General features: G+C 59.9%; 17 protein-coding genes, 1 tRNA gene and 2 rRNA genes (1 of these 20 running past the window's edge). 8 read left to right on the top strand and 12 right to left on the bottom strand.

Translation table 11 applies throughout. The annotated features are described in order from the left end of the window. The first annotated feature begins 118 nt into the window (after positions 1-118). The 4 genes from NL154_RS21450 to NL154_RS21435 all read left to right on the top strand — a co-directional run bounded on the left by NL154_RS21450 (position 119) and on the right by NL154_RS21435 (position 4,722). Positions 119-1,267, top strand: a complete 1,149-nt coding sequence (locus NL154_RS21450) for a Gfo/Idh/MocA family protein (RefSeq protein ID WP_434733318.1) — start codon at positions 119-121, stop codon at positions 1,265-1,267. A gap of 3 nt (positions 1,268-1,270) precedes the next feature. Then, positions 1,271-2,434: a dihydrodipicolinate synthase family protein gene (locus tag NL154_RS21445; RefSeq protein WP_434733317.1), complete on the top strand. Its 1,164-nt coding sequence runs from the start codon at positions 1,271-1,273 to the stop codon at positions 2,432-2,434. A gap of 30 nt (positions 2,435-2,464) precedes the next feature. Then, on the top strand, positions 2,465-3,295 hold the full coding sequence (locus NL154_RS21440) for a sugar phosphate isomerase/epimerase family protein (protein WP_221147648.1): 831 nt from the start codon (positions 2,465-2,467) through the stop codon (positions 3,293-3,295). Between the two features lie 149 nt (positions 3,296-3,444). After that, positions 3,445-4,722 (top strand): Gfo/Idh/MocA family protein, encoded by a 1,278-nt coding sequence (locus NL154_RS21435; RefSeq protein ID WP_221156181.1) that lies wholly within the window; start codon positions 3,445-3,447, stop codon positions 4,720-4,722. A 22-nt stretch (positions 4,723-4,744) separates the two neighbouring features. On the opposite strand, the gene NL154_RS21430 is transcribed toward NL154_RS21435, so the two are convergent. Genes NL154_RS21430 through NL154_RS21420 form a run of 3 tightly spaced genes read right to left on the bottom strand, consistent with a single transcriptional unit; the run spans position 4,745 to position 8,644 of the window. After that, positions 4,745-5,755, bottom strand: coding sequence for a hydroxyacid dehydrogenase (locus NL154_RS21430; protein ID WP_210629690.1), 1,011 nt, complete (start codon positions 5,753-5,755; stop codon positions 4,745-4,747). Further along, complete coding sequence (locus NL154_RS21425; RefSeq protein ID WP_434734122.1) at positions 5,752-7,608, bottom strand: DUF2264 domain-containing protein; 1,857 nt, start codon at positions 7,606-7,608, stop codon at positions 5,752-5,754. The genes NL154_RS21430 and NL154_RS21425 overlap by 4 nt, the downstream gene beginning before the upstream one ends. Before the next feature lie 7 nt (positions 7,609-7,615). Further along, a complete protein-coding gene (locus NL154_RS21420) occupies positions 7,616-8,644 on the bottom strand; it encodes a LacI family DNA-binding transcriptional regulator (RefSeq protein ID WP_210629691.1) in 1,029 nt (342 codons plus the stop codon). Positions 8,645-8,790: 146 nt separating this feature from the next. On the opposite strand from NL154_RS21420, the gene NL154_RS21415 reads away from it, so the two are divergent. Then, the gene (locus NL154_RS21415; RefSeq protein WP_210629692.1) at positions 8,791-10,077 is read left to right on the top strand and encodes an ABC transporter substrate-binding protein; all 1,287 of its coding nucleotides are present in this window, start codon (positions 8,791-8,793) and stop codon (positions 10,075-10,077) included. A 60-nt stretch (positions 10,078-10,137) separates the two neighbouring features. Here NL154_RS21415 and NL154_RS21410 read toward each other — a convergent pair whose 3' ends face one another. From NL154_RS21410 to NL154_RS21390, 5 genes are read right to left on the bottom strand one after another with little or no spacing between them, the layout of a single operon-like run. After that, positions 10,138-11,109, bottom strand: coding sequence for a glycoside hydrolase family 26 protein (locus tag NL154_RS21410; RefSeq protein ID WP_210629693.1), 972 nt, complete (start codon positions 11,107-11,109; stop codon positions 10,138-10,140). 3 nt (positions 11,110-11,112) lie between these two features. Beyond that, on the bottom strand, positions 11,113-11,631 hold the full coding sequence (locus tag NL154_RS21405; RefSeq protein WP_221147645.1) for a DUF995 domain-containing protein: 519 nt from the start codon (positions 11,629-11,631) through the stop codon (positions 11,113-11,115). A 35-nt stretch (positions 11,632-11,666) separates the two neighbouring features. Beyond that, positions 11,667-13,523: a glycosyltransferase family 2 protein gene (locus NL154_RS21400; protein WP_434733316.1), complete on the bottom strand. Its 1,857-nt coding sequence runs from the start codon at positions 13,521-13,523 to the stop codon at positions 11,667-11,669. Beyond that, positions 13,520-14,503: a UDP-glucose 4-epimerase GalE gene (gene galE, locus NL154_RS21395; RefSeq protein WP_210629696.1), complete on the bottom strand. Its 984-nt coding sequence runs from the start codon at positions 14,501-14,503 to the stop codon at positions 13,520-13,522. Before galE ends, NL154_RS21400 begins: the two co-directional genes overlap by 4 nt. Position 14,504: 1 nt before the next feature. After that, positions 14,505-15,524, bottom strand: a complete 1,020-nt coding sequence (locus tag NL154_RS21390) for a UDP-glucuronic acid decarboxylase family protein (protein WP_210629697.1) — start codon at positions 15,522-15,524, stop codon at positions 14,505-14,507. 384 nt (positions 15,525-15,908) lie between these two features. Here NL154_RS21390 and NL154_RS21385 point away from each other — a divergent pair, with 384 nt between their 5' ends. Further along, positions 15,909-16,229: a hypothetical protein gene (locus NL154_RS21385; RefSeq protein WP_210629698.1), complete on the top strand. Its 321-nt coding sequence runs from the start codon at positions 15,909-15,911 to the stop codon at positions 16,227-16,229. A 116-nt stretch (positions 16,230-16,345) separates the two neighbouring features. On the opposite strand, the gene NL154_RS21380 is transcribed toward NL154_RS21385, so the two are convergent. After that, complete coding sequence (locus NL154_RS21380) at positions 16,346-17,128, bottom strand: helix-turn-helix transcriptional regulator (protein ID WP_434733315.1); 783 nt, start codon at positions 17,126-17,128, stop codon at positions 16,346-16,348. A gap of 494 nt (positions 17,129-17,622) precedes the next feature. Here NL154_RS21380 and NL154_RS21375 point away from each other — a divergent pair, with 494 nt between their 5' ends. Beyond that, positions 17,623-17,772: a hypothetical protein gene (locus tag NL154_RS21375; RefSeq protein ID WP_221147644.1), complete on the top strand. Its 150-nt coding sequence runs from the start codon at positions 17,623-17,625 to the stop codon at positions 17,770-17,772. A gap of 29 nt (positions 17,773-17,801) precedes the next feature. Further along, complete coding sequence (locus tag NL154_RS21370) at positions 17,802-21,221, top strand: DEAD/DEAH box helicase (RefSeq protein WP_434733314.1); 3,420 nt, start codon at positions 17,802-17,804, stop codon at positions 21,219-21,221. A 51-nt stretch (positions 21,222-21,272) separates the two neighbouring features. On the opposite strand, the gene NL154_RS21365 is transcribed toward NL154_RS21370, so the two are convergent. The 3 genes from NL154_RS21365 to NL154_RS21355 all read right to left on the bottom strand — a co-directional run. Continuing rightward, positions 21,273-21,349 (bottom strand) — tRNA-Met (locus tag NL154_RS21365). 225 nt (positions 21,350-21,574) lie between these two features. Continuing rightward, a 5S ribosomal RNA gene (gene rrf / locus NL154_RS21360) occupies positions 21,575-21,689 on the bottom strand. 217 nt (positions 21,690-21,906) lie between these two features. Continuing rightward, positions 21,907-24,327: ribosomal RNA gene (locus NL154_RS21355) — 23S ribosomal RNA — on the bottom strand (it continues 458 nt past the right edge of the window).

The raw sequence follows: 24,327 nt of genomic DNA, 5'->3' as shown, positions 1-24,327 counted from the left end.
GATTTGGCTATTGACAGGCTCGCCGCTCTTCTGCCATCAAGTAACCGTTTAGTTACCGGCTTGGGAGGGCCGGGCGAGGACGCCCGCTCCCACCGCAAAAGATTGCAGGGAGGAAAATATGGCACGCTTGGGGATCATCTTGCACGGCGTCACCGGCCGCATGGGTTACAACCAGCACCTGGTGCGCTCTATCCTGGCCTTCCGCGACCAGGGCGGCATCACGCTGAAATCGGGCGAGAAACTCGAGATCGACCCGATCATCGTCGGCCGCAACGGCGCCAAGATGGAAGAGCTGGCGAAAAAGCACACCATCAAGCGCTGGTCGACCGATCTCGATGCTGCGCTGGCCAATTCCGACGACACGATCTTCTTCGATGCCGGCACGACGCTGATGCGCGCCGAGCTTCTGTCCAAGGCGCTCGACGCCGGCAAGCACGTCTATTGCGAAAAGCCGATTTCCGACGATCTGCAGGTTGCGATCGATCTCGCCCGCAAGGCACGGCGCTCCGGCCTCAAGCACGGCGTCGTGCAGGACAAGCTCTTCCTGCCCGGCCTGCGAAAGCTGGCGCTGCTGAAGGATTCCGGCTTCTTCGGCAAGATCCTCTCGGTGCGCGGCGAATTCGGCTACTGGGTCTTCGAAGGCGATTGGGGCGTGCCCGCCCAGCGCCCTTCCTGGAACTACCGCAAGGCCGACGGCGGCGGCATCATCCTCGATATGCTCTGCCACTGGCGCTACGTGCTGGACAACCTGTTCGGCGAGGTCAAGGCCGTCTCCTGCCTCGGCGCCACGCATATTCCGCGGCGCATCGACGAGCAGGGCAAGCCGTATGATTGCGACACCGACGATGCGGCCTATGCGACCTTCGAGCTCGACGGCGGGGCGATCGCCCAGATCAACTCCTCCTGGGCCGTTCGCGTGCGCCGCGACGACCTCGTCACCTTCCAGGTCGACGGCACGCATGGCTCGGCCGTCGCCGGCCTGACGAAATGCTGGAGCCAGCACCGTGTCAACACGCCGAAGCCGGTCTGGAATCCCGACCAGCCGCAGACGATCGACTTCTACAAGACCTGGGATGAGGTTCCGGATACCCAGGCCTTCGACAATGGTTTCAAGGCGCAGTGGGAAATGTTCATCCGCCACGTGGTCGAAGACGCGCCGTGGCCCTACGGGCTGGAAGCCGGCGCCAAGGGCGTGCAGCTCGCCGAACTCGGGCTGAAATCCTGGGCCGAGCGCCGCTGGCTCGACGTCCCCGCACTGGAGTTCTGAGCCGTGAGCACGATCAACCTTCCCCTCGACGGCAAGATCGTTCCCTACGCGCTCGCCGGCACGCCGATCGAACTCAAAAAACGCGATGCCAAGAGCTTTCCGCGCATCGCCTTTGCCGCTGCCCATGTGGTCGCCGACCCGCTTGCCGACAACGATCCCTGGCTGACGCCGGCGATTGATTGGGAGCGGACGCTCGCCTTCCGGCACCGGCTCTGGGATCTCGGCCTCGGCGTCGCCGAAGCGATGGATACGGCACAGCGCGGCATGGGCCTCGGCTGGCCGGAAGCCCGCGACCTCATCCGCCGGGCGCTTGCCGAGGCGGCCGGCCGCAAGGACGCGCTGATCGCCTGCGGCGCCGGCACCGATCATCTGTCACCCGGTCCGGACGTGACCATCGACACGATCATCAGGGCCTATGAAGAGCAGATCGAAACGGTGGAGGCGGCCGGCGGCCGCATCATCCTGATGGCAAGTCGGGCGCTTGCCGTCGCGGCCAAGGGGCCGGACGACTATATCAGGGTCTATGACCGCATCCTTCGCCAGGTCAAGGAACCCGTCATCATCCACTGGCTGGGAGAAATGTTCGACCCGGCGCTCGAGGGATACTGGGGCAATGGCGATCACCTGAAGGCAATGGAAACGTGTCTGCAGGTGATCGAAGCCAATGCTGCAAAGGTCGACGGCATCAAGATCTCGCTGCTTTCCAAGGAGAAGGAAGTGACCATGCGCCGGCAACTGCCGAGATCCGTGCGCATGTATACCGGCGACGATTTCAACTATGCGGAATTGATCGCCGGCGACGAAGAGGGCCATTCCGACGCGCTGCTCGGCATTTTCGACGCCATCGCCCCGGCAGCTTCGGCTGCGCTCGACGCGCTCGGCCGCAAGAGCAACCACGAATTCTTCGACCTTTTCGAGCCGACCGTTCCGCTATCGCGCCACATCTTCAAGACGCCGACCCGCTTCTACAAGACCGGCGTCGTCTTCCTCGCCTATCTCAACGGTCTGCAAGATCATTTCGTCATGGTCGGCGGCCAGCAGAGCACCCGCTCGCTGGCGCATCTGGCCGAACTCTTCCGACTGGCCGACAAGGCGCGGGTTCTTGCTGATCCCGAACTCGCCGCAAGCCGCATGCGCCAGGTGCTCGCGGTCCACGGCGTCAACTGACGCCGCTATACCTGACGGAAGGAGAATGACATGCAGGTCGAAGGACTTTCGATCAATCTGGCGACGATCCGTGAGCAATGCGGCTTTGCCGAAGCCGTCGATACCTGCCTGAAACACGGCATCACCTCGATCGCGCCCTGGCGCGACCAGGTCGCCAAGGTCGGCCTCGACGAGGCGGTGCGGATCGTTAAATCGAACGGTATCAAGCTGACCGGCCTTTGCCGCGGCGGCTTCTTTCCGGCGGCAAACGAGGCCGACTGGCAGAAGAATCTCGACGACAACAGACGGGCCATCGACGAGGCGGCCGCCTTTTCCGCCGATTGCCTCGTGCTCGTCGTCGGTGGTTTGCCGGGTGCATCGAAAGATATCGTCGCGGCTCGTCAGATGGTACTCGACGGCATTGCCGCCGTGCTGCCGCATGCGCAGGCTGCCGGCGTGAAACTTGCAATCGAGCCGCTGCACCCGATGTATGCCGCCGACCGGGCCTGCGTGAACACGCTCGGCCAGGCGCTCGACATGTGCGAGCCGCTCGGCGAGGATGTCGGCGTGGCGATTGACGTCTACCATGTCTGGTGGGATCCCGATCTTGCCAACCAGATTGCTCGCGCCGGACGCATGAACCGTATCTTCGCCCATCACATCTGCGACTGGCTGGCGCCGACGAAGGACATGCTGCTTGACCGCGGCATGATGGGCGATGGCGTCATCGACCTGAAGGGCATAAGACGGATGATCGAAGCCGCCGGTTTCTTCGGCGCACAGGAAGTGGAGATCTTCTCGGCCGAAAACTGGTGGAAGCGTCCGGCCGACGAGGTGATCGCCACCTGCGTCGAGCGGTTCCGGAGCTGCTGCCAGATGTGATTCTTGAGCATTTCCGTTTTTCTTCGAAACACGAAAATGCTTTATCTCTTTGTTTTTACGCAATTCCGGACGCAAAAACCGCTGCACACTTTTGCTGGAATTGCTCTGAAATCCCATTGTTTCATCACGTATGAAAGAGGAGTCATTCGATGGAGAAACGCCGTTTTGCCCTGATCGGCACCGGTAACCGTGGCACCACCATGTGGGGCAAAGACCTGCTTGCCGGCTGGCGCGAACATGTCGATCTCACAGCCATCGTCGAAAAGAACGCGCTACGCGGCGAGCGCGCCCGCAACATGATCGGCAGCAATGCGCCGCTCTATGACAACATCGAATCCATGCTCGCCGAGCAGAAGCCGGATCTTGCCATCGTCTGCACGCCCGACCATACGCATGACGATATCATCGTGCGGGCGCTGGAATCCGGCATCGATGTCATCACCGAAAAGCCGATGACCACTTCGATCGAGAAAATTCGCCGGATTCTCGACGCCGAAAAACGCTCCGGCCGCCGGGTCGACGTCTCCTTCAACTATCGCTATGCGCCGACAGCCGCGAAGATCAAAGAGCTCCTGAACGCCGGTGAGATCGGCCGCGTGACCTCGGTTGATTTTCACTGGTACCTCAACACCAAGCACGGCGCTGATTATTTCCGCCGCTGGCATGCCTATACGGAAAATTCCGGCAGCCTGTTCGTCCACAAGGCCACCCACCATTTCGATCTGCTGAACTGGTATCTCGACAGCGATCCGGAAGCCGTCACCTCGTTTGCCGACCTGCAGAACTACGGCCGCAGGGGCCCGTTCCGCGGCCCCCGCTGCAAGCTCTGTCCGCACGCGCAGGAATGCGACTATTATCTCGATATCGAAAAGGATCCCTTTCTCGATCAGCTTTACGAGGATCCTTCGAAGATCGACGGCTATTTCCGAGACGGCTGCGTCTTCCGCGAAGATATCGACATTCCCGACACGATGGTCGTGTCCATCCGCTACCGCAACAACGTCCATGTCTCCTATTCGCTGAACACCTTCCAGCCGATCGAAGGCCATCACCTCGCCTTCAACGGTACCAAGGGACGTATCGAGCTTCGCCAGTATGAGGCTCAGCCCTGGGAGGTGCCGAAGGAAGACACGATCCTTCTCATTCGCAATTTCCCGAATGGGAAGGAGGCGGTGGAGCGCATCGTCGTGCCGCATTTCACCGGCGGCCATTACGGCGGCGACGATCGGATGCGCAACATGATCTTCAAGCCCGGCATGGAAGATCGGCTCGGCCAGCGCGCCGGCACACGGGCGGGCGCCATGTCCGTGCTCTGCGGCATTGCGGCGCTGACGAGCTCGCGCACCGGCAAGGTGGTCGATATCGCCGAGTTGATGCCCGAGCTTGCCAATGACGGCTCGCCCAATTCCTTGAGATCACCACGCTGACGCGTGTCCCTGACGGGATGCGTCAGGCGATATTTTCGAGATCCTGCCGGCTGATCTGGTAGAGCAGCGGCCGGCCCGTTGTAAAACGCTCGACCTCGTCCGCCGCCATCGCACCGAGACGCGCCCGTTCCAGGCCGATGGCGCCGGCGATGTGCGGCGTCAGGAAGACATTGGGCAGATCGTAGAATGCCGAACCCACTTCCGGAATTTCCGGATCGGTGACGTCGATCACCGCGTCGATGCGGCCGGTCTTCAGCTCCGAAAGCAGGGCTGCCTCATCAATGAGGATTCCGCGCGCGGTGTTGATCAGCGTTGCCCCGTCCTTCATCAGCGACAGTCTTCGCGCATCGATCATATGCTGCGTCGACGGCAGCGACGGCGCGTGCAGGGAAACAATATCGGCTTGCCGCATCAATTCGTCGAGATCGACCTTTTCAGCTCCGAGACCGGCTGCTTCGGCGGCATCGAGCATGGGATCGAACAGCAGCAGCCTGTAGTCGAAAGGTTTCAGGAGTTCGATCACCCGCCTGCCGATGCGCGAGGCGCCGACGATGCCGAGGGTTCGGCCATAATTGCCGATCGCTTCGCGCTGCATCGGATAAGTCCGATCGCGATTGCGGTCGCCGACGTAAAGCTCGCGGAAGCGGAAGGCGCGTTTGCCGGCAAAAAGGATCGCGGCGAGCGTGAATTCGGCAACCGGCACGGCATTGGCCTCGGCCGCGTGGCTGACCGCGATGCCGGCTTCGAAGATGGCGTCATCGATGATGCCCTTGACCGTACCGGCCGCATGGACGACGAGGCGCAGCCGCGGCGCGACAGCAGGGATCTCAGGCCCGACACAGGGCGCACCCCAGCCGGTGATCAGGATTTCCGCTCGGGAAAGCAGGCGTCTCGCCCGCGCGTCGTCCAGCCGCTGCAGCGGCTCGGGATCAAGCAGGCGGCCGATCGCATCGAGCCGGCGCAGGATCTCATCGGGCAGGACATGCTCCGTGCGGGACGGCTCCATGGCAAGGACGATGGCCGGTCGGCTCATGGCATCTGACCCGGTGCTTCGATGGCGCTGACGGTCACGCCCTTTTCCCGCACCAGCGCCTGCAGCGCCGCAATATCGGGCGCTTTCGGCGGCTGCGTCCAGGCCGACGAGACGGCGGCGGGATCGTCGAGCGCCAGCACCGCCGTCACCAGGATGGTCTCGCCGGCCGGAATCTGACCGCGCAGTTGTGGCACGATGGTCTTGGCGACGATCACATTGGTGTTGGGTTGGGCCTTCTGCGCGAGCCCGACACGTTTGATCGAAGAGCCGAGATCGAGAATGCCGGTGAAATCGGCTTCACCGATCGCATAGGCTGCCCCCTCCGAGGCCGACAGCCGATCCTGCTCGAAGTCGCGGCGGCCGATGGCAAAGCCGCCTTCGGCAATCCGCAGCGGCCGGCCCGACCTGATCCGGTGGAGGCGGATATGCCAGGGGGCGGCGGGCACGAGCCAGGTTTCGACTTCGGCATCGGGGAAGGGCGACCATCTCGAATGAAGCACATCACCCGCGAGCCGGGCTTCCTCATTCGTTTCACGCACGCGGTAGTGCAGGCCGTCATCGCTGAAGGCCAGCATCGAATCGAAGGCGGCCAGCGCAAAGCCGCGTTCATCGGACTCGACGCTGAAGCCGTACCGGGCCGAATATGCGAATTTCGCGTATTTCTCAGTGCCAAAACGCATCTGCAGGTTTTCCTGGCCAGAAGACAGCGCCACGACATCGCCGCCTGCCCGCATCAGAACCATGCCGGGATGACGCTGGGGAACGACCTCGGGCGCCGGCTCCGGCGCCTTCTCGCTGGCGGTCCAGAAGGGATGATCCCCAGCGATTGCGAGCGGCAGAAAGGCCTTCAAGGCCCAATAGGGCGAGCCGGCGGAGTTGTAGCTCTCCGACATCAGCAGGTTCGGGTAGCCGAAACCGATCGACAGAACGCCGTCACGATCGGCAATCGGCTTGTCCCTCCACCAGCGCAGATGCTGCAGGCAGAGATGCTTGACCTCGCCCCAGGGCAAAGCCTCGAGATCGGCAAAGGCGAGCGCCGACCAGAAGCCAGCGCAGGCAAAGCGATAGGTCAGGCTGCGGCCGAAGGGGATCGTCGCGCCGTCGGCGGCAAACCAGTGGCGGAAATCTCGGGCGAAGAAGATGGCGCGCTCGCGATAGCGTTTCGCATAATCGTCATCGACGAGCTTCGAATAGATCAGCCCGTAAAAATGCATGGCGAAGGGAATGTAGTGGTCGATGCGGCGCACGTTTCCGTCGCGATACCAGCCGTCGCCGATATAGAAACCTTCGAGCTCCTGCAGATATTGCCGCGTCAGGCTGCGGTCGAAATCAACGCCGAGACGATCGAGGGCGATATCAACGAAGATGCGGAAAAATTTCCAGTTGTTGTCGGCATAGTCGAACTGCCTGGCATGTTTGAGATAGGCGACGACATTGCCACGGGCGCGCGCATCAAGCGGCTCCCAGATCTTTTCCGGCACCAGCGCCAGGGCAAAGCCGAGGGCAGCAAGCTCGACCATCCGCTGATCCCGGCCGTTGACTGTTCCCCAATATTCGGGATGGGCGGGGTCGGTGCCGTTTGCGAGGCCTTCGGCAAAACGATGCCAATGGGCGAATTCTCCACCACCGGCGCCAAAAGGGGCCAATCCCCAGAGCGGGCGGGCGAAACCCTCGAGATCGGCGGCCGCCCGATCGAAATGGGCGGCGAGACCACTGAGCCTGACGCGGGCATTGCCCTTGGAAAAACAGGGAAGCAGCGGATCGAAGAGCGCGAGCAGAGCGCGGCTCATATCGGCGCGGCTTTCCAGCGGATTGCCGGCAAGCGGATTGGCGCTGGCGGGATCATAGGTCATCGGCACCTCACGGGTTCTCGGCATTGGCAACGGTCCCTCCCGGAACGGGAACGACCGCCTGGCAGATGTGGCGCGCAGCCGCTGTTCGGTTGCGGAACCGGGTGAGCATCATCGACACAGCCTCGCGCCCGAGGGCAGCCCGATCGACCCGCATGGTGGAAAGCCGCGGATTGGTCATCAATGCGCAGGGCAGATCATCAAAGCCGACAATCGCGAAATCATCCGGCACTCGCAGGCCGGCTTCGGTGACCGCCTCCAATACGCCGACGGCAATGAAATCATTCATGCAGAACGCCGCGGTGAAGCCGGCATTCTCGGCAAGAACTGCCGCGGTGCGTTCATGAGCCTCGCGGCTTGCGCTACCCTGCAGCGCCAGCGAAACGAATCGTCCTTCGGCGCCGGGGACGGCGGAGATCGCCGCCTCGAAGCCACGAATGCGCTCCCGAATCGTATGGCGGTGAGAGCCGCTCAGATGCAGGATACGGCGATGGCCAGCCCTCGTCAGCCGGCTGGCCGCCTCGTAGGCCCCAAAGAAATTAGCCGGCGAAACACCGTCGAACTGCATCCTGGGATCAGTGCCATTGACAAGCACGGTCGGCGTCATGGTGGCCCGCAGCCAATCACGCAGAGTGTCGTTGGGATCGATGCCGACGAGAAAAAGACCCTGGGCACCCGCCGCCTGCATATAGTCACGCAGGGCATCCGGCGTGATTCGATCCTCGCGGACCATGCGAATTTCGAAGGGCATGCCCGCTTCGGCGGCTCCGGTACGCAAGCCGTCGACGATCGCTTCGTAGAAGACGCTGAGCCCGCCGGTGACGCCGTCGCTGGCAATCAGCGCCAGCCCGCCGGCAACGGCTTCGGCAGCAGGTTTGACCGGATAACCGTGTTCGGCGGCCACCTTCAATATCTGCCGCCGGACGGTTTCGCTGATCCCAGGTTCGTTGGCGAGCACGCGCGACACGGTCGAAACGGAGACGCCGGCCAATGTGGCTATGTCGGCCTGTCGCAGCCGTCTGACTTTTTCATCGCTCATAGGCAAACTTTATGCAAATAATGCAAATTTGCAATACCAGAGTTATTTCTTGCAATAAATTCTTTTTTGCGTAACCTGTCTCACGAAAATGCCGGACGACGCCATGGAGGATGGCAGCGGACATATTGGGACAAGGGAGGATACCGATGCAGGTCAATCGCCGTTCATTTCTGATGGGTTCAGCCGGTGCATTCGCCGGCCTTGCCTTTGGCGCCGGAAGCGCCGTCCCGGCCTTTGCCGAAGACACGCAGCTGCGAGCCATGTGGTGGGGGTCGAACGACCGCGCCAAGCGGACGCTCGACGTCGCCAAACTCTACCAGTCGAAAACGCCCGGGGTGACGATCATCGGTGAATCGCTTTCGGGCGACGGCTACTGGACGAAGCTCGCCACGCAGATGGCCGGCCGCTCGATCGCTGACGTCTTTCAGCTCGAGCCCGGAACCATCTCCGATTATTCCAAGCGCGGCGCCTGCATGCCGCTCGACGAATTCGTCCCCTCGACGTTGAAGGTTCAGTCCTTCGGTGCCGACGTGCTGAAACTGACCACCATCGACGGGAAACTCTACGGTGTCGGCCTCGGCCTCAACTCTTTCTCAATGTTCTTCGACACGGTGGAATTCGAAAAGGCAGGCATTCCGGTGCCGACACCCGACCTGACGTGGGATGAATATGCCAAGCTCGCGGTGGAACTCGGCAAGTCCTCGGGCAAGGCAGGCGGCCCTTATGCGGCCCGCTACGCCTATGTCTTCGATGCCTGGCTGCGCCAGCGCGGCAAAAGCCTCTTTGCTAAGGAAACGGTCGGTCTCGGTTTCACGGCCGACGATGCCACGGAGTGGTTCGACTATTGGGAGAAGCTGCGCAAGGCAGGAGGCACCGTTGCTGCCGACGTCCAGACGCTCGATCAGAACACCATCGACACCAACGCCCTCGGTCTCGGCAAATCGGTGATCGGCATGGCCTATTCCAACCAGATGATCGGCTATCAGCTGATCATCAAGAACAAAATCGGCATCACCATGCTGCCGCGGGAAAGGAAGGGCGGGCCGTCGGGCCACTATTACCGCCCTGCGCTGATCTGGAGTGTCGGCGCCACGACAAGGAATGGCGAAGCGGCCGCGAAATTTATCGACTTCTTCGTCAACGACATCGAAGCCGGCAAGATTCTCGGCGTCGAGCGCGGCGTGCCGATGTCGCCGGCCGTGCGTGAAGCCATTCTACCGCAGCTGAACCCGACTGAGCAGGAAACGGTCAAATACGTCAATATGCTCAAGGATCAGGTCGGCGAATATCCGCCGCCGGTGCCGATGGGTGCAACGCAGTTCGACCAGCGCGTGCTGCGCCCGATCTGCGACGAACTCGCCTTCGAACGGACCTCGCCCGCCGATGCGGCGACCCGGCTCGTCGAAGAGGGTAAGGCAACGCTCAAGGGATGATCGCCTGCCTGATATGAAAGGAGAGGGCCGCAAACCCCGGCGGGCCTCTCCCTCGCAACATCAGTTGGCCGCCAAGCTCTCGACCACGCGCCAGTCAGGCCGGCCGAGATTGAACGGCCAGGCGTTCACGTCCCGGTCATTGAAATAGACCACTTCCCGAAGGTTCGGGAAGGCGCCCTGCTTCAGAGTCGCGGTGTCGATCCAGGGCCTCATATAGGCGTCGCCGCCTTCGTAGCCGAGCTCTGCGACCCAGATGGGCTTTCCGTAGCCGGCGACGAGATCATACCCCTGCTTCAGCGCCTCCGAAAAGGTCCGGTGCGTGTTGTAAGCAAGTTCATCATAGCGCTCCAGCCCGAAGACCGACAATCCGACGAGATCGACATAATCGTCGCCGGGATAGTAGTCCTGCAGGCCCGGCAGGCCCTTCGGCGACCACATTATTTCGGTGCCGGGCGCCTCCTCGCGGAGGATGTCCATCATTCTTTTGTAGGCGGTGATATAGTCTTGCGGGTCCCAGCCGGCCCACGAAAATCGCCCGGATTTGTCTTCCATCTCCTGTCCCCAGCGGAGGATCACGGGGCTTTTCAGCTGGGATATCATTTGCGCGATCGCCCGCATGTTGACATCGTAGTCGCCGCGCAGAACCTTTGCGCGAAGCTCGCCCGAGGTCAGCCGCCAATCGACATCCCAGGACCAAGGCTCCACCGTTATCAGCAGGTTGCGGCCCCTGGCCAGCGCATAGGCATCCGCGATGCGCAGCGTCTCCAGGTCAACGTCTTCCCACGGCAAGAACAGAGCTTCGGTCGAAACGTTGGCCTGAGCGCCGAAATCCCCATGCGGGTCGTAGGCGCCGAACTTGATGCCATCGGCATGAACGACCGGGCGTTTGTCGATGATCGTCCGCGCGCTCGCCGCCGGGTTCGACGCAATGCCCGCATATTGCACCTCACTTCGGCCCGGCAGTTCCGCGACGCACAACAGCAGCAGCGCGATGGCGGCGGTGGAGAGGTGATTTTTCGTCAGCTTCTTCATGGCTCACCCTCCTTTTCGGGCTATTTCCTGATGCAGCAGGAGCTGCTTCAGGTCATACGCCTTGGCGCTGACGGTATCCGTGGAGACGAGCTTGCGGAATTCGTCATCCTGGCGCACCGAAGAATGGCGGAAGACGTACCAATCGCCGTCGGGCTGACGGCGCTGGTAGATCGTGTTGCCGATCTTGCGGTGACCGAAACAGGTGCTGGCACGAGCTGCTCCCTCGGCATTCGTCCAGGTCGCGCGCATGCAGAGCTGGCCGAGATCGTCGACCACCCATTTGCCTTCGGCGAAGGACTGCTTGCCCTTGTCGTTGGTCCAGGCCACGAACCGCCGGCCCTCATCGAAGAAACGGCCGCCGCCGGTGCCCCAGGTCCAGGTCTTGTCACCGTAGATACGATAGAGTTCATAGGCGCTGAGCGGTGTCGGCGGCTTCTTAGCGGCCTCGGCAGCTTGCGCCACCACAGGCAGGCACAGGCTGAGAGCCAGGGCTATGCCATACAGTCTCGATCCGATGCTCATTGTATACTCCTCTCGACACATGCCGGTTGGCCGGTTCAAACACCCTGTTGGTCCCGTCCCGTGCTTCCGAATCCATTCCACCTGAGGCGAAACTTCACGGTCCTGGTCTTGCCGAGCCCGGCCCCGGCGACGGCAAATTGCGATTGGCTGAAACTGACAAGCGTCTGGCCATGAGAAAGGGCTTCGAGGCCGCGCAGACCGTGATTGCCCGCCTGCATGCCGCCGGTGACACAGATCGCCAAACCCATGGCCGTCGCGAACCAAAGGCCGCGCGATTGCGGCAGCAGCGGCAGGCCGTTCTCGATCGCATGGCGAATGACGATCAGCACCGTCAACGACAGATAGATCGCGAGGTTCATCGCGGCGAAAAGATAGAAGCCCTGAGCGGCGGCCTCGCCGGCGAGCGCCATGGCTGCGGCGCAAAGCCCCGCGAGAGCAAGATAGGGCGCAACGACACGCAGCGGCAAAGACTGCTGCTGCTGCTTTCCCTTCGGGGTGATGCGAAAGTCGACGAAAGAACCGGAGACATGGTCGCGAATGGCGGTCAGGCTGCCGGCCAGCGACCATGGCCAGCGCAGAAAGATGAAGGCGAGCCCTTCCCAGCCAAACAGTTTCGCATCGCACGGCCGGAAAGTTCCCGTGGCCCGCCAGAAGAAAGCAAAGAGCGCCAGCACGATCGATATCGGCGCGAAATGCAGCAGAAAATCCGGATAGGTCACGTTGACGAAGACCTGGCCCGTCAGCAAGGCGGCCACCGGCAGCAGGAACGTCACTGCCATGACGGTGGAGAAGAGCGGATACCACAGCTGCGAAAAGACGAACTGGAATTTCAGCCGCCAGGGCAGATGGATGACATAGCGGCGGGAATATTGCAGCAGGATGGTGACGAGGCTGCGCGACCACTGGAATTCCTGCACGGCGAGATCGACGAAATTCGCCGGGCCGTCGCCATGAGCGATCGCATCGATCGCGTGGACGCCGCGCCAGCCGCCGGCGTTCATCATCAGCGTGGTCGAATGATCTTCGGCAAGCTCGGGCCCAAGGCCCCCGATCTGGCGAAGGGCTGATGTGCGGACCGCATAGTGGGAGCCGATGCAAAGGGGCGCCCAGCCATTGTTGTAACCGGTCTGCAGCGAGCCGTGCAGACTTGCCTCTGCGTAGAGCCTGCCGCGCGCGACCCAACTCGCCGCGGCATTCGCATCACAGATGCTGGGAGCGGAAACATAGCCGACGCCAGGATCGGCGAAGGGGCGCAGGACTTCACGGAGATAAGTCGGTGTCGGCACATGATCGGCATCGAACTGGGCGACGAAATCGTAACGCGCATAACCGAAATGGTCGTAGAAATAGGCAAGATTGCCTTCCTTGCAACGCGTCCGGCGCGGCCAGGTCGTGCGGTGATACTCCGCCACGCCCTTTCGCGTCGAGATCAGCACGCCGTGCTCGGCGCACCAGCGTCTGGTTTCCGCGGAAGGATCCTCGTCGGCCAGCCAGACATCGAAGTCGACACCGGTCTGATCGAGCATCGCCTGAAGCGTGGCGCGGACGACGGCAAAGGGCTCGGACGGCGCCTTGGTGACGACCATCGCCACGCGTCCTTCCGGCAGCCGGGCGCGCGAACTGATCGCTCTCGCATCGAGGAAGATCAGGATGAAATAGGCAGGCACAAGCGTGATCCAGGCAAGCACGACGGTGACGAGCACGAAGGCTGACCAGGAGATGATATGGGCGGACTGACACCACCAGATCCAGAAATAGCCGAGTGCCGCCAGCCAGCAGAAGATGCCGAAACCATAGGCGACACGCTTCCGACCGGTGAAAACCGGGTTGAATGCATCAGCGGCGGCTTTCGCCGTCCTGATCCGGTGATCGATCTCCGAAACCAGGCTCATGCCGTCACCTCCAGCCCGAAGGTGGGTCCGGCCGTGCGGATGATGGTGTCGAGATCCGAAAGAGCCGGCACGAAGCCGAGCTCTGCTTTGGCCCGAGCCGTATTGGCAAAGAGGATCGGCGGATCGCCGGGGCGGCGAGCGCGATAACGGACGGGGACTTCGCGGCCGCTGGCGCGATAGACCGCGTCGAGGATCTCGCGCACTGACGTGCCGCGGCCGGAACCGAGATTGACGCTGAGCGAGGCGCCGTCTGCGATCAGGTGGTTGACGGCGGCCAAATGCGCCTGCGCAAGATCGCTGACATGGATATAGTCGCGAACACAGGTTCCGTCCTCGGTCGAATAGTCGGTGCCGAAGATATCGAGCCGCTCCAGCCTGCCGGCGGCAGCCAGGAGAGCGCGAGGAATGAGATGTGTCTCGGGCTCGTGACGCTCAGAAAGCTCGCCCTCCGGGTCGGCGCCGGCCGCGTTGAAATAACGCAGGGCGGCGAAGCGGATGCCGTAGGCGGCAGCAAAATCCTCGAGCGCCATCTCGAAGATCAGCTTGGTGCGGCCATATGGATTGACCGGTTGCTGCAGGCTTTCCTCCCGTACCGGCAACGAGGCGGGAACGCCATAGGTGGCGCAGCTGCTCGAAAAGACGATCTTGTCGATGTCCTGGTCGAGACAGGCCTCGAGCAGCGTGAGACTGCCGACGACATTGTTGCGGTAATATTTCCTCGGCATGTCGACGGATTCGCCGACATAGGCGTTGGCGCCGCAATGGATGACGCAATCCGGCGAAAATTCAGCCATCGTCTGGCGTAGCGCGGCTGCGTCGCCGAGCTCACCGCGGACGAGCGGGCCCCAGCGGACACTGTCGGCATGTCCGGTCGAGAGGTTGTCGTAGGTAACCGGAATCATCCCGACGCGCGACAGCGCTTTGCAGATGTGACTTCCTATGAAACCGGCGCCGCCGGTGACGAGAATATAGCGGGGCATCTCATACAGCCTCCGCCTGCTTCGTCCCGGCTAGCAGGCCGTCGAAATATTCGACCGTGCGCGCCAAGCCGGCTTCGAGCTCGATATGAGGCTGCCATGCCAGCTCCGTCTTCGCCCGGGAGATGTCCGGCCGCCGCTGGCGGGGATCGTCGACGACAGCAGGCAGGTGAACGATGCGGGAACGCGAATTCGTGAGGTCCCGGATGATCTCCGCCAAGCGTCGGACGGTGAACTCGCCCGGGTTGCCGAGATTGATCGGGCCGTGGCATGCACTGCCGGAGGCCGAGAAACGCAGGAAACCTTCGACAAGATCATCGACATAACAGAAAGAGCGGGTCTGCTGGCCGTCGCCGTAGATGGTCAGGTCGGCGTTGCGCAGGGCCTGCACGATGAAGTTGGAGACCACCCGGCCGTCATCCAGGCGCATGCGCGGGCCGTAGGTGTTGAAGATGCGGCCGACCTTGATATCGACGCCGTAGGTCCTGTGGTAGTCGAAGAACAGGGTTTCGGCGCTGCGTTTTCCCTCGTCGTAACAGGCGCGCGGTCCGATGGAGTTGACATTGCCGCAATAGGATTCGCGCTGCGGGCTCTGGGTCGGGTCGCCATAGACTTCCGAGGTCGACGACTGAACGACGATCGCGCCCGTCTTTCGCGCGCAGTCCAATGTGTTGACGGCGCCAAGTACGTTGGTGAGCAGGGTACCTACCGGGTCCCGTTGGTAGTCGGGCGGAGAGGCCGGCGAGGCGAAGTTGAAGATCAGCGACGCTTCGATATCGAAGGGCTGACGGACATCGTGCTCGATGATGCGAAAGCGGGGGTTCGACGCGAGATGCTCGACATTCGCACGGCGGCCGGTCGAAAAATTGTCAAGGCATATGACGCTGTGGCCGCCCAGCAGAAGCCTTTCACAGAGATGCGAGCCAAGAAAGCCGGCTCCGCCATTTACAAGAGCGGTGCCCATATACTTGAGCACCGCCATGTTCTTTACTTCAGAGCCTTCGCCGGGAACGAAACTACGCATTACAAACTCCTCCCCACGGTTTAGTCTTTTGTTTTATGGATACGCTTCACACCCCCTTACCCGGATGGTTATTCACGCAACTAAGCACAAATACATGAATAAACCTCGAGGTTATTCTTCCGTTAGCTCATTTACTATTGAAATGATAGGGAGATTGTTACCGTGGTCAACTTTAAAAGCGCAAAATATCCCAAATAATTACATAGTTGTTCTTTAGAATAACAAATGATTAATCATTTTACTTGTTTTCTCACGTAAAACGGGAATCGTGCCGCTGCTCAAGCTTTGCTCAATAAATACGAGATAGAAGAGGGGAGAGGTCGGTCGCGCAGAACTCCACGACCGGTCTTGCATCCGGAAGCGTCATATGCGAGGGATCTGGTCATGTTTAAAAATCGGGCCGCAGCCCAGCCGAAAGGCTGGCGTCCATTTCATTTTGCGATGCTTGCCGGGGGAGCGACGCTTCTTGCGATCGGAGCGACGGCTTGTGCGGTTGACGACGACATGGCGGTCATCGCGAAAAAGAATGTTGTCGTCGTCGAGACGCCGTCCGTGTCGAAGGCCTATACCTACCCGGAAAAACGAACTGCTCGGCCGACTGCGGCACGAGCCCACATCGTCGCCTATCACGGGTCCGCGCGCTATATCTGCTCTCCAAGCGGCTTCGGGCAGAAGTCGCGCTGCTTTGCGCGTCCCTCGATCTGAAGCAAAAGCGCCGCTGCATATTCCTTAAATCGGAATCGATTTAAGGATAGAACTAGGCTCAACGCAAAAGTGAGACAACGCTCGTTGCGCGCATGAAAAGCGCGCGGCGCAATCGATCAGTTGCGCCACCGGCTGGACATGTCGTCATCGCCGACCGGATGGTCGTTGAAGAAGCGGGACGCTGCTTCCGTGCGGTTTCGGACGTTCATCTTCTTATAGATGTTGCGGACGTGAACCTTCACCGTGTTTTCGGAAAGATGCAGCTTGTCGGCAATAATCTTGTTCTGCGTCCCCTTGCAGATGAGATCCAGGATCTGAACCTCCCGGGTCGTCAAGGCGGAGATGCTGTCGCGTCTCAGCTTGAGCGCATTGTTGCGGGCGGCATCAACCGATTTGGTCTGATAAAGTGTGGGCTCCAGCTGGGCCCCCTTATTGGTGAGGCGGTTGAGAAGCGCCGAGGGAAAATGCTCCCCGCCTTTCATCAGCAGATCCACCGCGGCCATGAAGACATCAAGTCGAAGATTAAGCGGCAGGACGCCGTCGATGATCCTTGCCTCCACCAAACGGCTGACATAAGGTTCCATCATGTCGATGGCCTCGACGACAAGTCCGATCGAGGTTTCGGGGTGATTTTCTCTGACCGCCTGCAGCGCGTCTTGCAGCTCAGGCGCAGGTATATGGTAAAATAAAACGAGCTTTATATCGCTGGTATCCTTTTCCAGCATCGGATTTGCGTTCGTTATGCTTGGCACATCGCAATTGGGAAATTTCTTTGCCAGCGCTTCCACCATGCATTCTGAAAACAGATCAGCCTTGGCTACTACAAGGATAGTATCTGCGGATGGGCTAGACTTTCTTGCCTGGTCCGCATTCTCCATTCCTGAGCCTGTCATGAACATATACGCCTCCCCTAGCGGTACACTTTACTCAAACATGAAGCGATGTCAGGTATAAGATAGTATGAAATGCCGGTCCTATTGTGTCATCGCCTTCTTCTTTAGACATTTCTTAATTATGTTAATACGGATTGAGAAGGAAGGAAATGGCCCAAAGTGATTAGTTTTAGGGAGCGAGAAACAATAAGATACTGCGTATCGGTTGTATTTTTATCCATCCTTATACTTCGAGGTTATATTTGCCCCCACTATAGATGATTCAGTGAATGTAATGTTTCAGTACAAATTGTAATATTTTTGCGATCTGCCCCTGAAGATTACGAGACAAGCGAAACGCTCGCGAGGTGGCGCTCAACCCGGTGATGCCTGGCAGAAGCCTCGCATTCCCGGCTGCTTATGCCGGGCCGTGATCCCTGCAAGGCGGCGCTGCGCTCGAACGTCCCCGGTTGGTCGCCGAGGTAGCGCATCGCAGGGCTGATATCGTGCCGGAGACCCTCGTGGGCTGGAACAGGGGGCGCCTGCAAGGTGAAGAAAGGCGGCCGCGTCTGCACTGGCACGCTTGCGCGGCTGTTGAAATGCACCCGACCGGGCGCATCATCACCATGCTCTTTGATTTTGAGCTGCAATCGCTGCTAAAAGAGGCGTGAGCCTATTTTGCACTCCTCAGTGAGACGTCATGCAGATTGATGCGGACAGGGCGGAACGGGAACGGCTTCTGGCCATTCTCGATTTCTGGCATAAAATCGAGTTTTTCATACCTTATGATCTCTCCAGTCGCCTTGTCTCCGGCGAAGGACGGACCGTTTTCTGGCTACATGCAGAGACGCTCTTGCAGGACAGCGCTGCACTCAGCCGTCCTGTCATACCCGAGGAGAAGCAGATCACCGGCTTTACCCTGTTCCTCGGCGTTTTCAGCAAATCCGAGATTGCCGAGATCCGCAGGCACTTCGACAGCGCTGCGGTCGACATTGCCGAGTATGAGGATGCCGAACGCGGCGATCTCGATGGCGATACCTGCTTTGCCAGCCTGCAGCTTACTCCGCTCGGACAGCCGATGTTCGAAACATTTTCCGTCTCGACGCTTCCGTGGGCCCTCGGACGGGTACGGAAAACCGGTCTCTCCTCGCTCAGCCATGAGGCATTTGCAGACGGCAAGCGGCAGCTGTCGGAGTTACTTCAGAACTTTCAGGCGCAGCGACAGCTGGGATCTTCATCCTTCGAGGCTGCCGCCGATCAGCCGATCGATGCCGTCGAAATCCTGGCGCTGCACGAATTGCTCTGCGATTGGGCGGGTTTTGCCTCGCGCCAGGAAAAGCCCATCGCCGCCGTTGAAATCCGCTACCGCGACAGGGCGGAAAGACCCGAGCTGATCTCGTTGCCGCCTCAACAGGAGGACCATGCATCCAATGCCGACGAGGAAGACGAAAGTGCAAGCCTTGATGAAGACATTGGCATTCTGAACAGCTTCTTCATCGAGGATATCGAACGGGCGATGATCTGCGTCAAGCAGGGCAATATCCCGGAGCCGCTCCGGCGGTACCTCAACCCGCCGGCAGGTGAAAATCGGGTCGACCTTTATTCGGAGGAAGGGCGCCGGTCGATCATTCGGGCGCTGCATCCCGGCAATCTCAACCCTGGACGCTGGCTGAGCGAGCCTCACCTTGCAATGAGCCTCATGCAACAGTTCGCGATCAATTCGGCGATCGGCGGCCTGTCGGAAACGGGATTGTTCTCAGTCAACGGCCCGCCGGGCACCGGAAAGACGACCCTGCTTCGGGACATGTTCGCCGACAATATCGTTCGGCGCGCCCGGGTGCTCTCCTCCTTGACGATGGCGCGCGACGCCTTTGACGGAACGCTGCGCCGTGTCGGTTTTGCGGATCGGAGCACCGCCTCCATATCCGCGCTGATCCCGGCTCTTGCCGGGTTCGAAATGGTCGTCGCCTCCTCCAACAATGCCGCCGTGGAGAATATTTCGCGCGACCTTCCCAAGCAGAGCTCGATCGCAAGGACATCTTCATTTCAATATCTGCAGACGGTCGCGCACAAGATCGCCTGCCAGAAAGACAATGGAGCAGTCATCAAGCTCTCCGACGGCGATCGCCCGTGGGGGTTGATCGCCTGTGCGCTCGGCAACTCCAGAAACCGCCGAGCCTTCAAGGAACGTTTCGCCTTCATGGAAATCGCCGAAAGGCCGAAGCCCGGCTGGTCGGGCGCCGCAAAGCCGCAGACCATCTGGGAATGGTTGAAGAGCTATGAGGGGCCAAGCTTTGCCGAAGCGGCATCGGCTTTTCATGCCGCCGACGAGATGGTTCGCGAAAAGATCGGCCAATATGCGCGTTATGCCGATCTCCGCGATGAAATAGCACCCGTTTCGCAGGATGCATTCTGCCGCGAGGCGCTTGAGAGGGTGGCCGCCGCCGCGGACAAGGTTTTGCATGCGCAGAACCGATGCGAGATGCTGGCGACCGAAATGCGCCGCATCGCCGACGGTTTGGCTTATCTGAAGGAGGAGCAACAGTTGCTCGACCGCAGCGCTCCTGCACGATGGAAGAGGGTGCTCTCGACCAACCCCGCCCGGCAGCATCGGCAAGACGTCATCGGCAATGCGCGGAACCAGCTGGAACTGCGTAAAGCGCTGGCCGAATGCGAAGATCGGCTTGCAAAAACCGAAAGACCCGCGCTGGAACTGGCTTTGCGAGCGCATGACCGGGCCGAACGGTCCCTGCGGTCACGACGAAAAATCTGGTCTGCGAAAAAGGAGGAACTCGAGCGGCTGGGGGAAATTCTCGATCGTCCCACCGCACCGGAGCGTCTCACCGATCTCGATAAGGATCAGGTGCAGATCGACGGTCTCTGGCATCAGGACGAACTGGCGGCTCTGCGTTCGGCATTGCTGGAAGCAGCGCTGACGCTGCATGAAGCTTGGTTGGCCGATGTCGGCAGGAAGGGCGGAGGTTTTGGCGGAAATATCGTTGCCATCACCAAGCTGCTTTCCAACAACAATCCCGTCGATGACAAACACATCGCATCGATCTGGCAGAGCCTTTTCATGATCGTTCCGATCGTCTCCACGACGTTCGCGTCCTTTGCCAAGCAGTTCCGCGGGCTCAAGCCCGGCTCGATCGGCTGGGTCTTCATCGATGAAGCCGGCCAAGCGGTGCCGCAGGCGGCGGTCGGGGCTTTGTTGCGGGCGCGCCGCGTCATGGTGATCGGCGATCCTTTGCAGATCGAACCGGTTTTCACGCTTCCGAGCGCGCTGATTTCAGGCGCCTCGGCTCTTTCACCCCACACGGCGGCAGGTCAATATTCGCCGAACAGGGCGTCGGTGCAGATGCTGGCCGATGCCGCCAATCGCTACGGAACGACGCTTCAGGGCGAAGAGGCAGATCGGCTCTGGATCGGCAGCCCACTCAGGGTGCATCGACGCTGCATCGATCCGATGTTCAGCCTTGCCAATCAGATCGCCTATCAGAACAAGATGATCTTCGGGCTGCACGAGCGCCGACCGGCCGGCGACGCATCGCCCTTTTATGGCGACAGCGCCTGGATCGACATCAAGGGCAAGGTATCGGGCAAACAGGCCGTTGCCGAGCAGACCGACTTCATCGTCGACCTCCTCGCCTCGACTTATCGCCGAGACGGTGCATTGCCGGACATCTACCTCATCTCCCCGTTCAAGGCGATCAAGACCAGTTTGAGACGGGCTCTTTTCCATGCGGTCTGGATCGACCAAGACGGATATGCGCGCGGATCTCCAGCGAAACTGCAGAAATGGCTTCAGGAACGGGTCGGCACGGTTCACACCTTCCAGGGCAAGGAAGAAGATATCGTTTTCATGGTCCTCGGCGCCGATGCCGAGCATCGCGGAGCGGCCGGCTGGGCCGCATCCAAGCCAAACCTGTTGAACGTGGCGCTGACGCGCGCCAAGCGTCGTTTCTACATCGTCGGCGACCGCACGCTCTGGCAAACGCTCCCCTATTTCAGAGAAGCAGCAAATGCATTGCAGACGATCCGGCCCGCGGAATTCCTGGCCCGCAACGAGCTGAACGTGAGAGATCGGACTCCGGCGCCGTTCGCTGAACGCATGCTTTGACGTTTCCCGGAAACACAGAAAGCCCGCACGAGGCGGGCTTTTTGGGAAGATTGGTTGCGGGGGCAGGATTTGAACCTGCGGCCTTCAGGTTATGAGCCTGACGAGCTACCGGGCTGCTCCACCCCGCGATATTTCATTCCGGACGTTATGCCCGGGAGCGATGTCAGGCGTAGCCTGACGAGGTGAGGCCGTTTGGAGATCGATCCGGTGGATCGATCTTAGGCCGAACGGGCTGCTCCACCCCGCGGAACTATTATAACACGAAAGGCCGCTTGTGAGCGGCCCTTTGTTTCGGCCTTGGCCGTTTGGGTTTGTTCAGAGAAGATTTTTATCAACTGAGTTGCGTTTTGCAGACCTGGCAGCGACCTACTCTCCCGCGTCTTAAGACGAAGTACCATGGGCGCAGGGGCGTTTCACGGCCGTGTTCGGAAAGGGAACGGGTGCAGCCACCCCGCCATAACCACCAGGTCGGCAAAGCGCAACTTATTGATTTGAGAAGCTGGCAGGCGTTGGCCTGTTTTTTTGAACACGTCTTTTGGATCTCTTCCGGCTGCGGGTGCTTGTGGCACCCATACAGGCCAGAGGCCGTCGCCAATCGTTTGGCGGGCCGTCCGCAGCGCCCTTGGCGCGTCAGGACAAAGGTCAGGCATCATCAGCCTCTGGCTGATGAGCATGAACAATGAGAACGATCAAGCCGATCGAGCTATTAGTACCGGTAAGCTTCATGCGTTGCCGCACTTCCACACCCGGCCTATCAACGTGGTCGTCTTCCACGGCTCTGATAGGGAACACTCGTTTTCAGGTGGGTTTCCCGCTTAGATGCCTTCAGCGGTTATCCCGTCCATATATAGCTACCCTGCTATGCCCTTGGCAGGACAACAGGTCCACCAGAGATATGTCCATCCCGGTCCTCTCGTACTAGGGACAGATCCTGTCAATATTCCTACACCCACGGCAGATAGGGACCGAACTGTCTCACGACGTTCTGAACCCAGCTCACGTACCGCTTTAATTGGCGAACAGCCAAACCCTTGGGACCTGCTCCAGCCCCAGGATGCGATGAGCCGACATCGAGGTGCCAAACAACCCCGTCGATATGGACTCTTGGGGGTCATCAGCCTGTTATCCCCGGCGTACCTTTTATCCGTTGAGCGATGGCCCTTCCACGCGGGACCACCGGATCACTATGACCGACTTTCGTCTCTGCTCGACTTGTCAGTCTCGCAGTCAGGCGGGCTTATGCCATTGCACTCGACGACCGATTTCCGACCGGTCTGAGCCCACCATCGCGCGCCTCCGTTACTCTTTCGGAGGCGACCGCCCCAGTCAAACTACCCACCATACACTGTCCCGGACCCGGATGACGGGCCGCGGTTAGACATCCATGACGATAAGGGTGGTATTTCAAGGATGGCTCCACGGAAACTGGCGTCCCCGCTTCAAAGCCTACCACCTATCCTACACATGCCGACACGAATGCCAGTGTAAAGCTATAGTAAAGGTGCACGGGGTCTTTCCGTCTGACCGCAGGAACCCCGCATCTTCACGGGGAATTCAATTTCACTGAGTCTATGTTGGAGACAGCGGGGAAGTCGTTACGCCATTCGTGCAGGTCGGAACTTACCCGACAAGGAATTTCGCTACCTTAGGACCGTTATAGTTACGGCCGCCGTTTACTGGGGCTTCGATTCAAAGCTTGCACCTCTCCTCTTAACCTTCCAGCACCGGGCAGGCGTCAGACCCTATACGTCGTCTTGCGACTTCGCAGAGCCCTGTGTTTTTGATAAACAGTCGCTACCCCCTGGTCTGTGCCACCCCACAAGAGTTGCCTCATATGGGGTCACGCTTCTTCCGAAGTTACGCGTGCAATTTGCCGAGTTCCTTCAACATAGTTCTCTCAAGCGCCTTGGTATACTCTACCTGACCACCTGTGTCGGTTTCGGGTACGGTCTATACGGTGGAGCTATTTCCTGGAACCGCTCCGCTGCCCATCCAATCCAATTAGAATGAACAACTTGTGCAATCCGTCACTACCACCAGGCCCACGAATATTAACGTGGTTCCCATCGACTACGCGTGTCCGCCTCGTCTTAGGGGCCGGCTAACCCTGCTCAGATTAACTTTAAGCAGGAACCCTTGGTCTTTCGGCGAGAGGGTCTCTCACCCTCTTTATCGTTACTCATGTCAACATTCGCACTTCCGATACCTCCAGGAGCCCTCACGGGTCTCCCTTCATCAGCTTACGGAACGCTCCGCTACCACGTGTATTGCTACACATCCTCAGCTTCGGTGCATGGCTTCAGCCCCGTTACATTTTCGGCGCAAAGACCCTTATTTAGACCAGTGAGCTGTTACGCTTTCTTTAAATGATGGCTGCTTCTAAGCCAACATCCTGGTTGTTTTGGGATCCTCACATCCTTTCCCACTTAGCCATGACTTGGGGACCTTAGCTGGAGGTTAGGGTTGTTGCCCTTTTCACGACGGACGTTAGCACCCGCCGTGTGTCTGCCGAGTAGTACTCCCCGGTATTCGGAGTTTGGTTAGGATCAGTAAGACGGTGAGTCCCCATAGCCCATCCAGTGCTCTACCCCCGGGGGTATTCGCTCGACGCTCTACCTAAATAGATTTCGCGGAGAACCAGCTATTTCCGAGTTTGATTGGCCTTTCACCCCTAGCCACAAGTCATCCCAATCTATTGCAACAGATGCGGGTTCGGTCCTCCAGTTGGTGTTACCCAACCTTCAACCTGCTCATGGCTAGATCACTCGGTTTCGGGTCTAATGCAACAAACTATATCGCCCTGTTCAGACTCGCTTTCGCTGCGCCTACACCTACCGGCTTAAGCTTGCTTGTTACACTAAGTCGTTGACCCATTATACAAAAGGTACGCCGTCACCCTTGCGGGCTCCGACTGTTTGTAGGCATCCGGTTTCAGGTTCTATTTCACTCCCCTTGTCGGGGTGCTTTTCACCTTTCCCTCACGGTACTTGTTCGCTATCGGTCATGCACGAGTACTTAGGCTTGGAGAGTGGTCTCCCCATGTTCAGACAGGATTTCTCGTGTCCCGCCCTACTCTAGGACAATCATGATATCTACGCGTACGGGG

Origin of the sequence: Rhizobium sp. YTUHZ044 (assembly GCF_051123975.1) — a bacterium.
In the GTDB taxonomy this organism is placed as follows: Bacteria; Pseudomonadota; Alphaproteobacteria; order Rhizobiales; family Rhizobiaceae; genus Rhizobium.
This window is presented reverse-complemented; position numbering and strand designations above follow the sequence as displayed.

Coding starts and splice junctions, on each gene's coding strand:
- NL154_RS21450 (WP_434733318.1), top strand. CDS start 119: ATGGCACGCTTGGGGATCATCTTGCACGGCGTCACCGGCCGCATGGGT.
- NL154_RS21440 (WP_221147648.1), top strand. CDS start 2,465: ATGCAGGTCGAAGGACTTTCGATCAATCTGGCGACGATCCGTGAGCAA.
- NL154_RS21435 (WP_221156181.1), top strand. CDS start 3,445: ATGGAGAAACGCCGTTTTGCCCTGATCGGCACCGGTAACCGTGGCACC.
- NL154_RS21430 (WP_210629690.1), bottom strand. CDS start 5,755: ATGAGCCGACCGGCCATCGTCCTTGCCATGGAGCCGTCCCGCACGGAG.
- NL154_RS21425 (WP_434734122.1), bottom strand. CDS start 7,608: ATGACCTATGATCCCGCCAGCGCCAATCCGCTTGCCGGCAATCCGCTG.
- NL154_RS21420 (WP_210629691.1), bottom strand. CDS start 8,644: ATGAGCGATGAAAAAGTCAGACGGCTGCGACAGGCCGACATAGCCACA.
- NL154_RS21415 (WP_210629692.1), top strand. CDS start 8,791: ATGCAGGTCAATCGCCGTTCATTTCTGATGGGTTCAGCCGGTGCATTC.
- NL154_RS21410 (WP_210629693.1), bottom strand. CDS start 11,109: ATGAAGAAGCTGACGAAAAATCACCTCTCCACCGCCGCCATCGCGCTG.
- NL154_RS21405 (WP_221147645.1), bottom strand. CDS start 11,631: ATGAGCATCGGATCGAGACTGTATGGCATAGCCCTGGCTCTCAGCCTG.
- NL154_RS21400 (WP_434733316.1), bottom strand. CDS start 13,523: ATGAGCCTGGTTTCGGAGATCGATCACCGGATCAGGACGGCGAAAGCC.
- galE (WP_210629696.1), bottom strand. CDS start 14,503: ATGCCCCGCTATATTCTCGTCACCGGCGGCGCCGGTTTCATAGGAAGT.
- NL154_RS21390 (WP_210629697.1), bottom strand. CDS start 15,524: ATGCGTAGTTTCGTTCCCGGCGAAGGCTCTGAAGTAAAGAACATGGCG.
- NL154_RS21385 (WP_210629698.1), top strand. CDS start 15,909: ATGTTTAAAAATCGGGCCGCAGCCCAGCCGAAAGGCTGGCGTCCATTT.
- NL154_RS21380 (WP_434733315.1), bottom strand. CDS start 17,128: ATGTTCATGACAGGCTCAGGAATGGAGAATGCGGACCAGGCAAGAAAG.
- NL154_RS21370 (WP_434733314.1), top strand. CDS start 17,802: ATGCAGATTGATGCGGACAGGGCGGAACGGGAACGGCTTCTGGCCATT.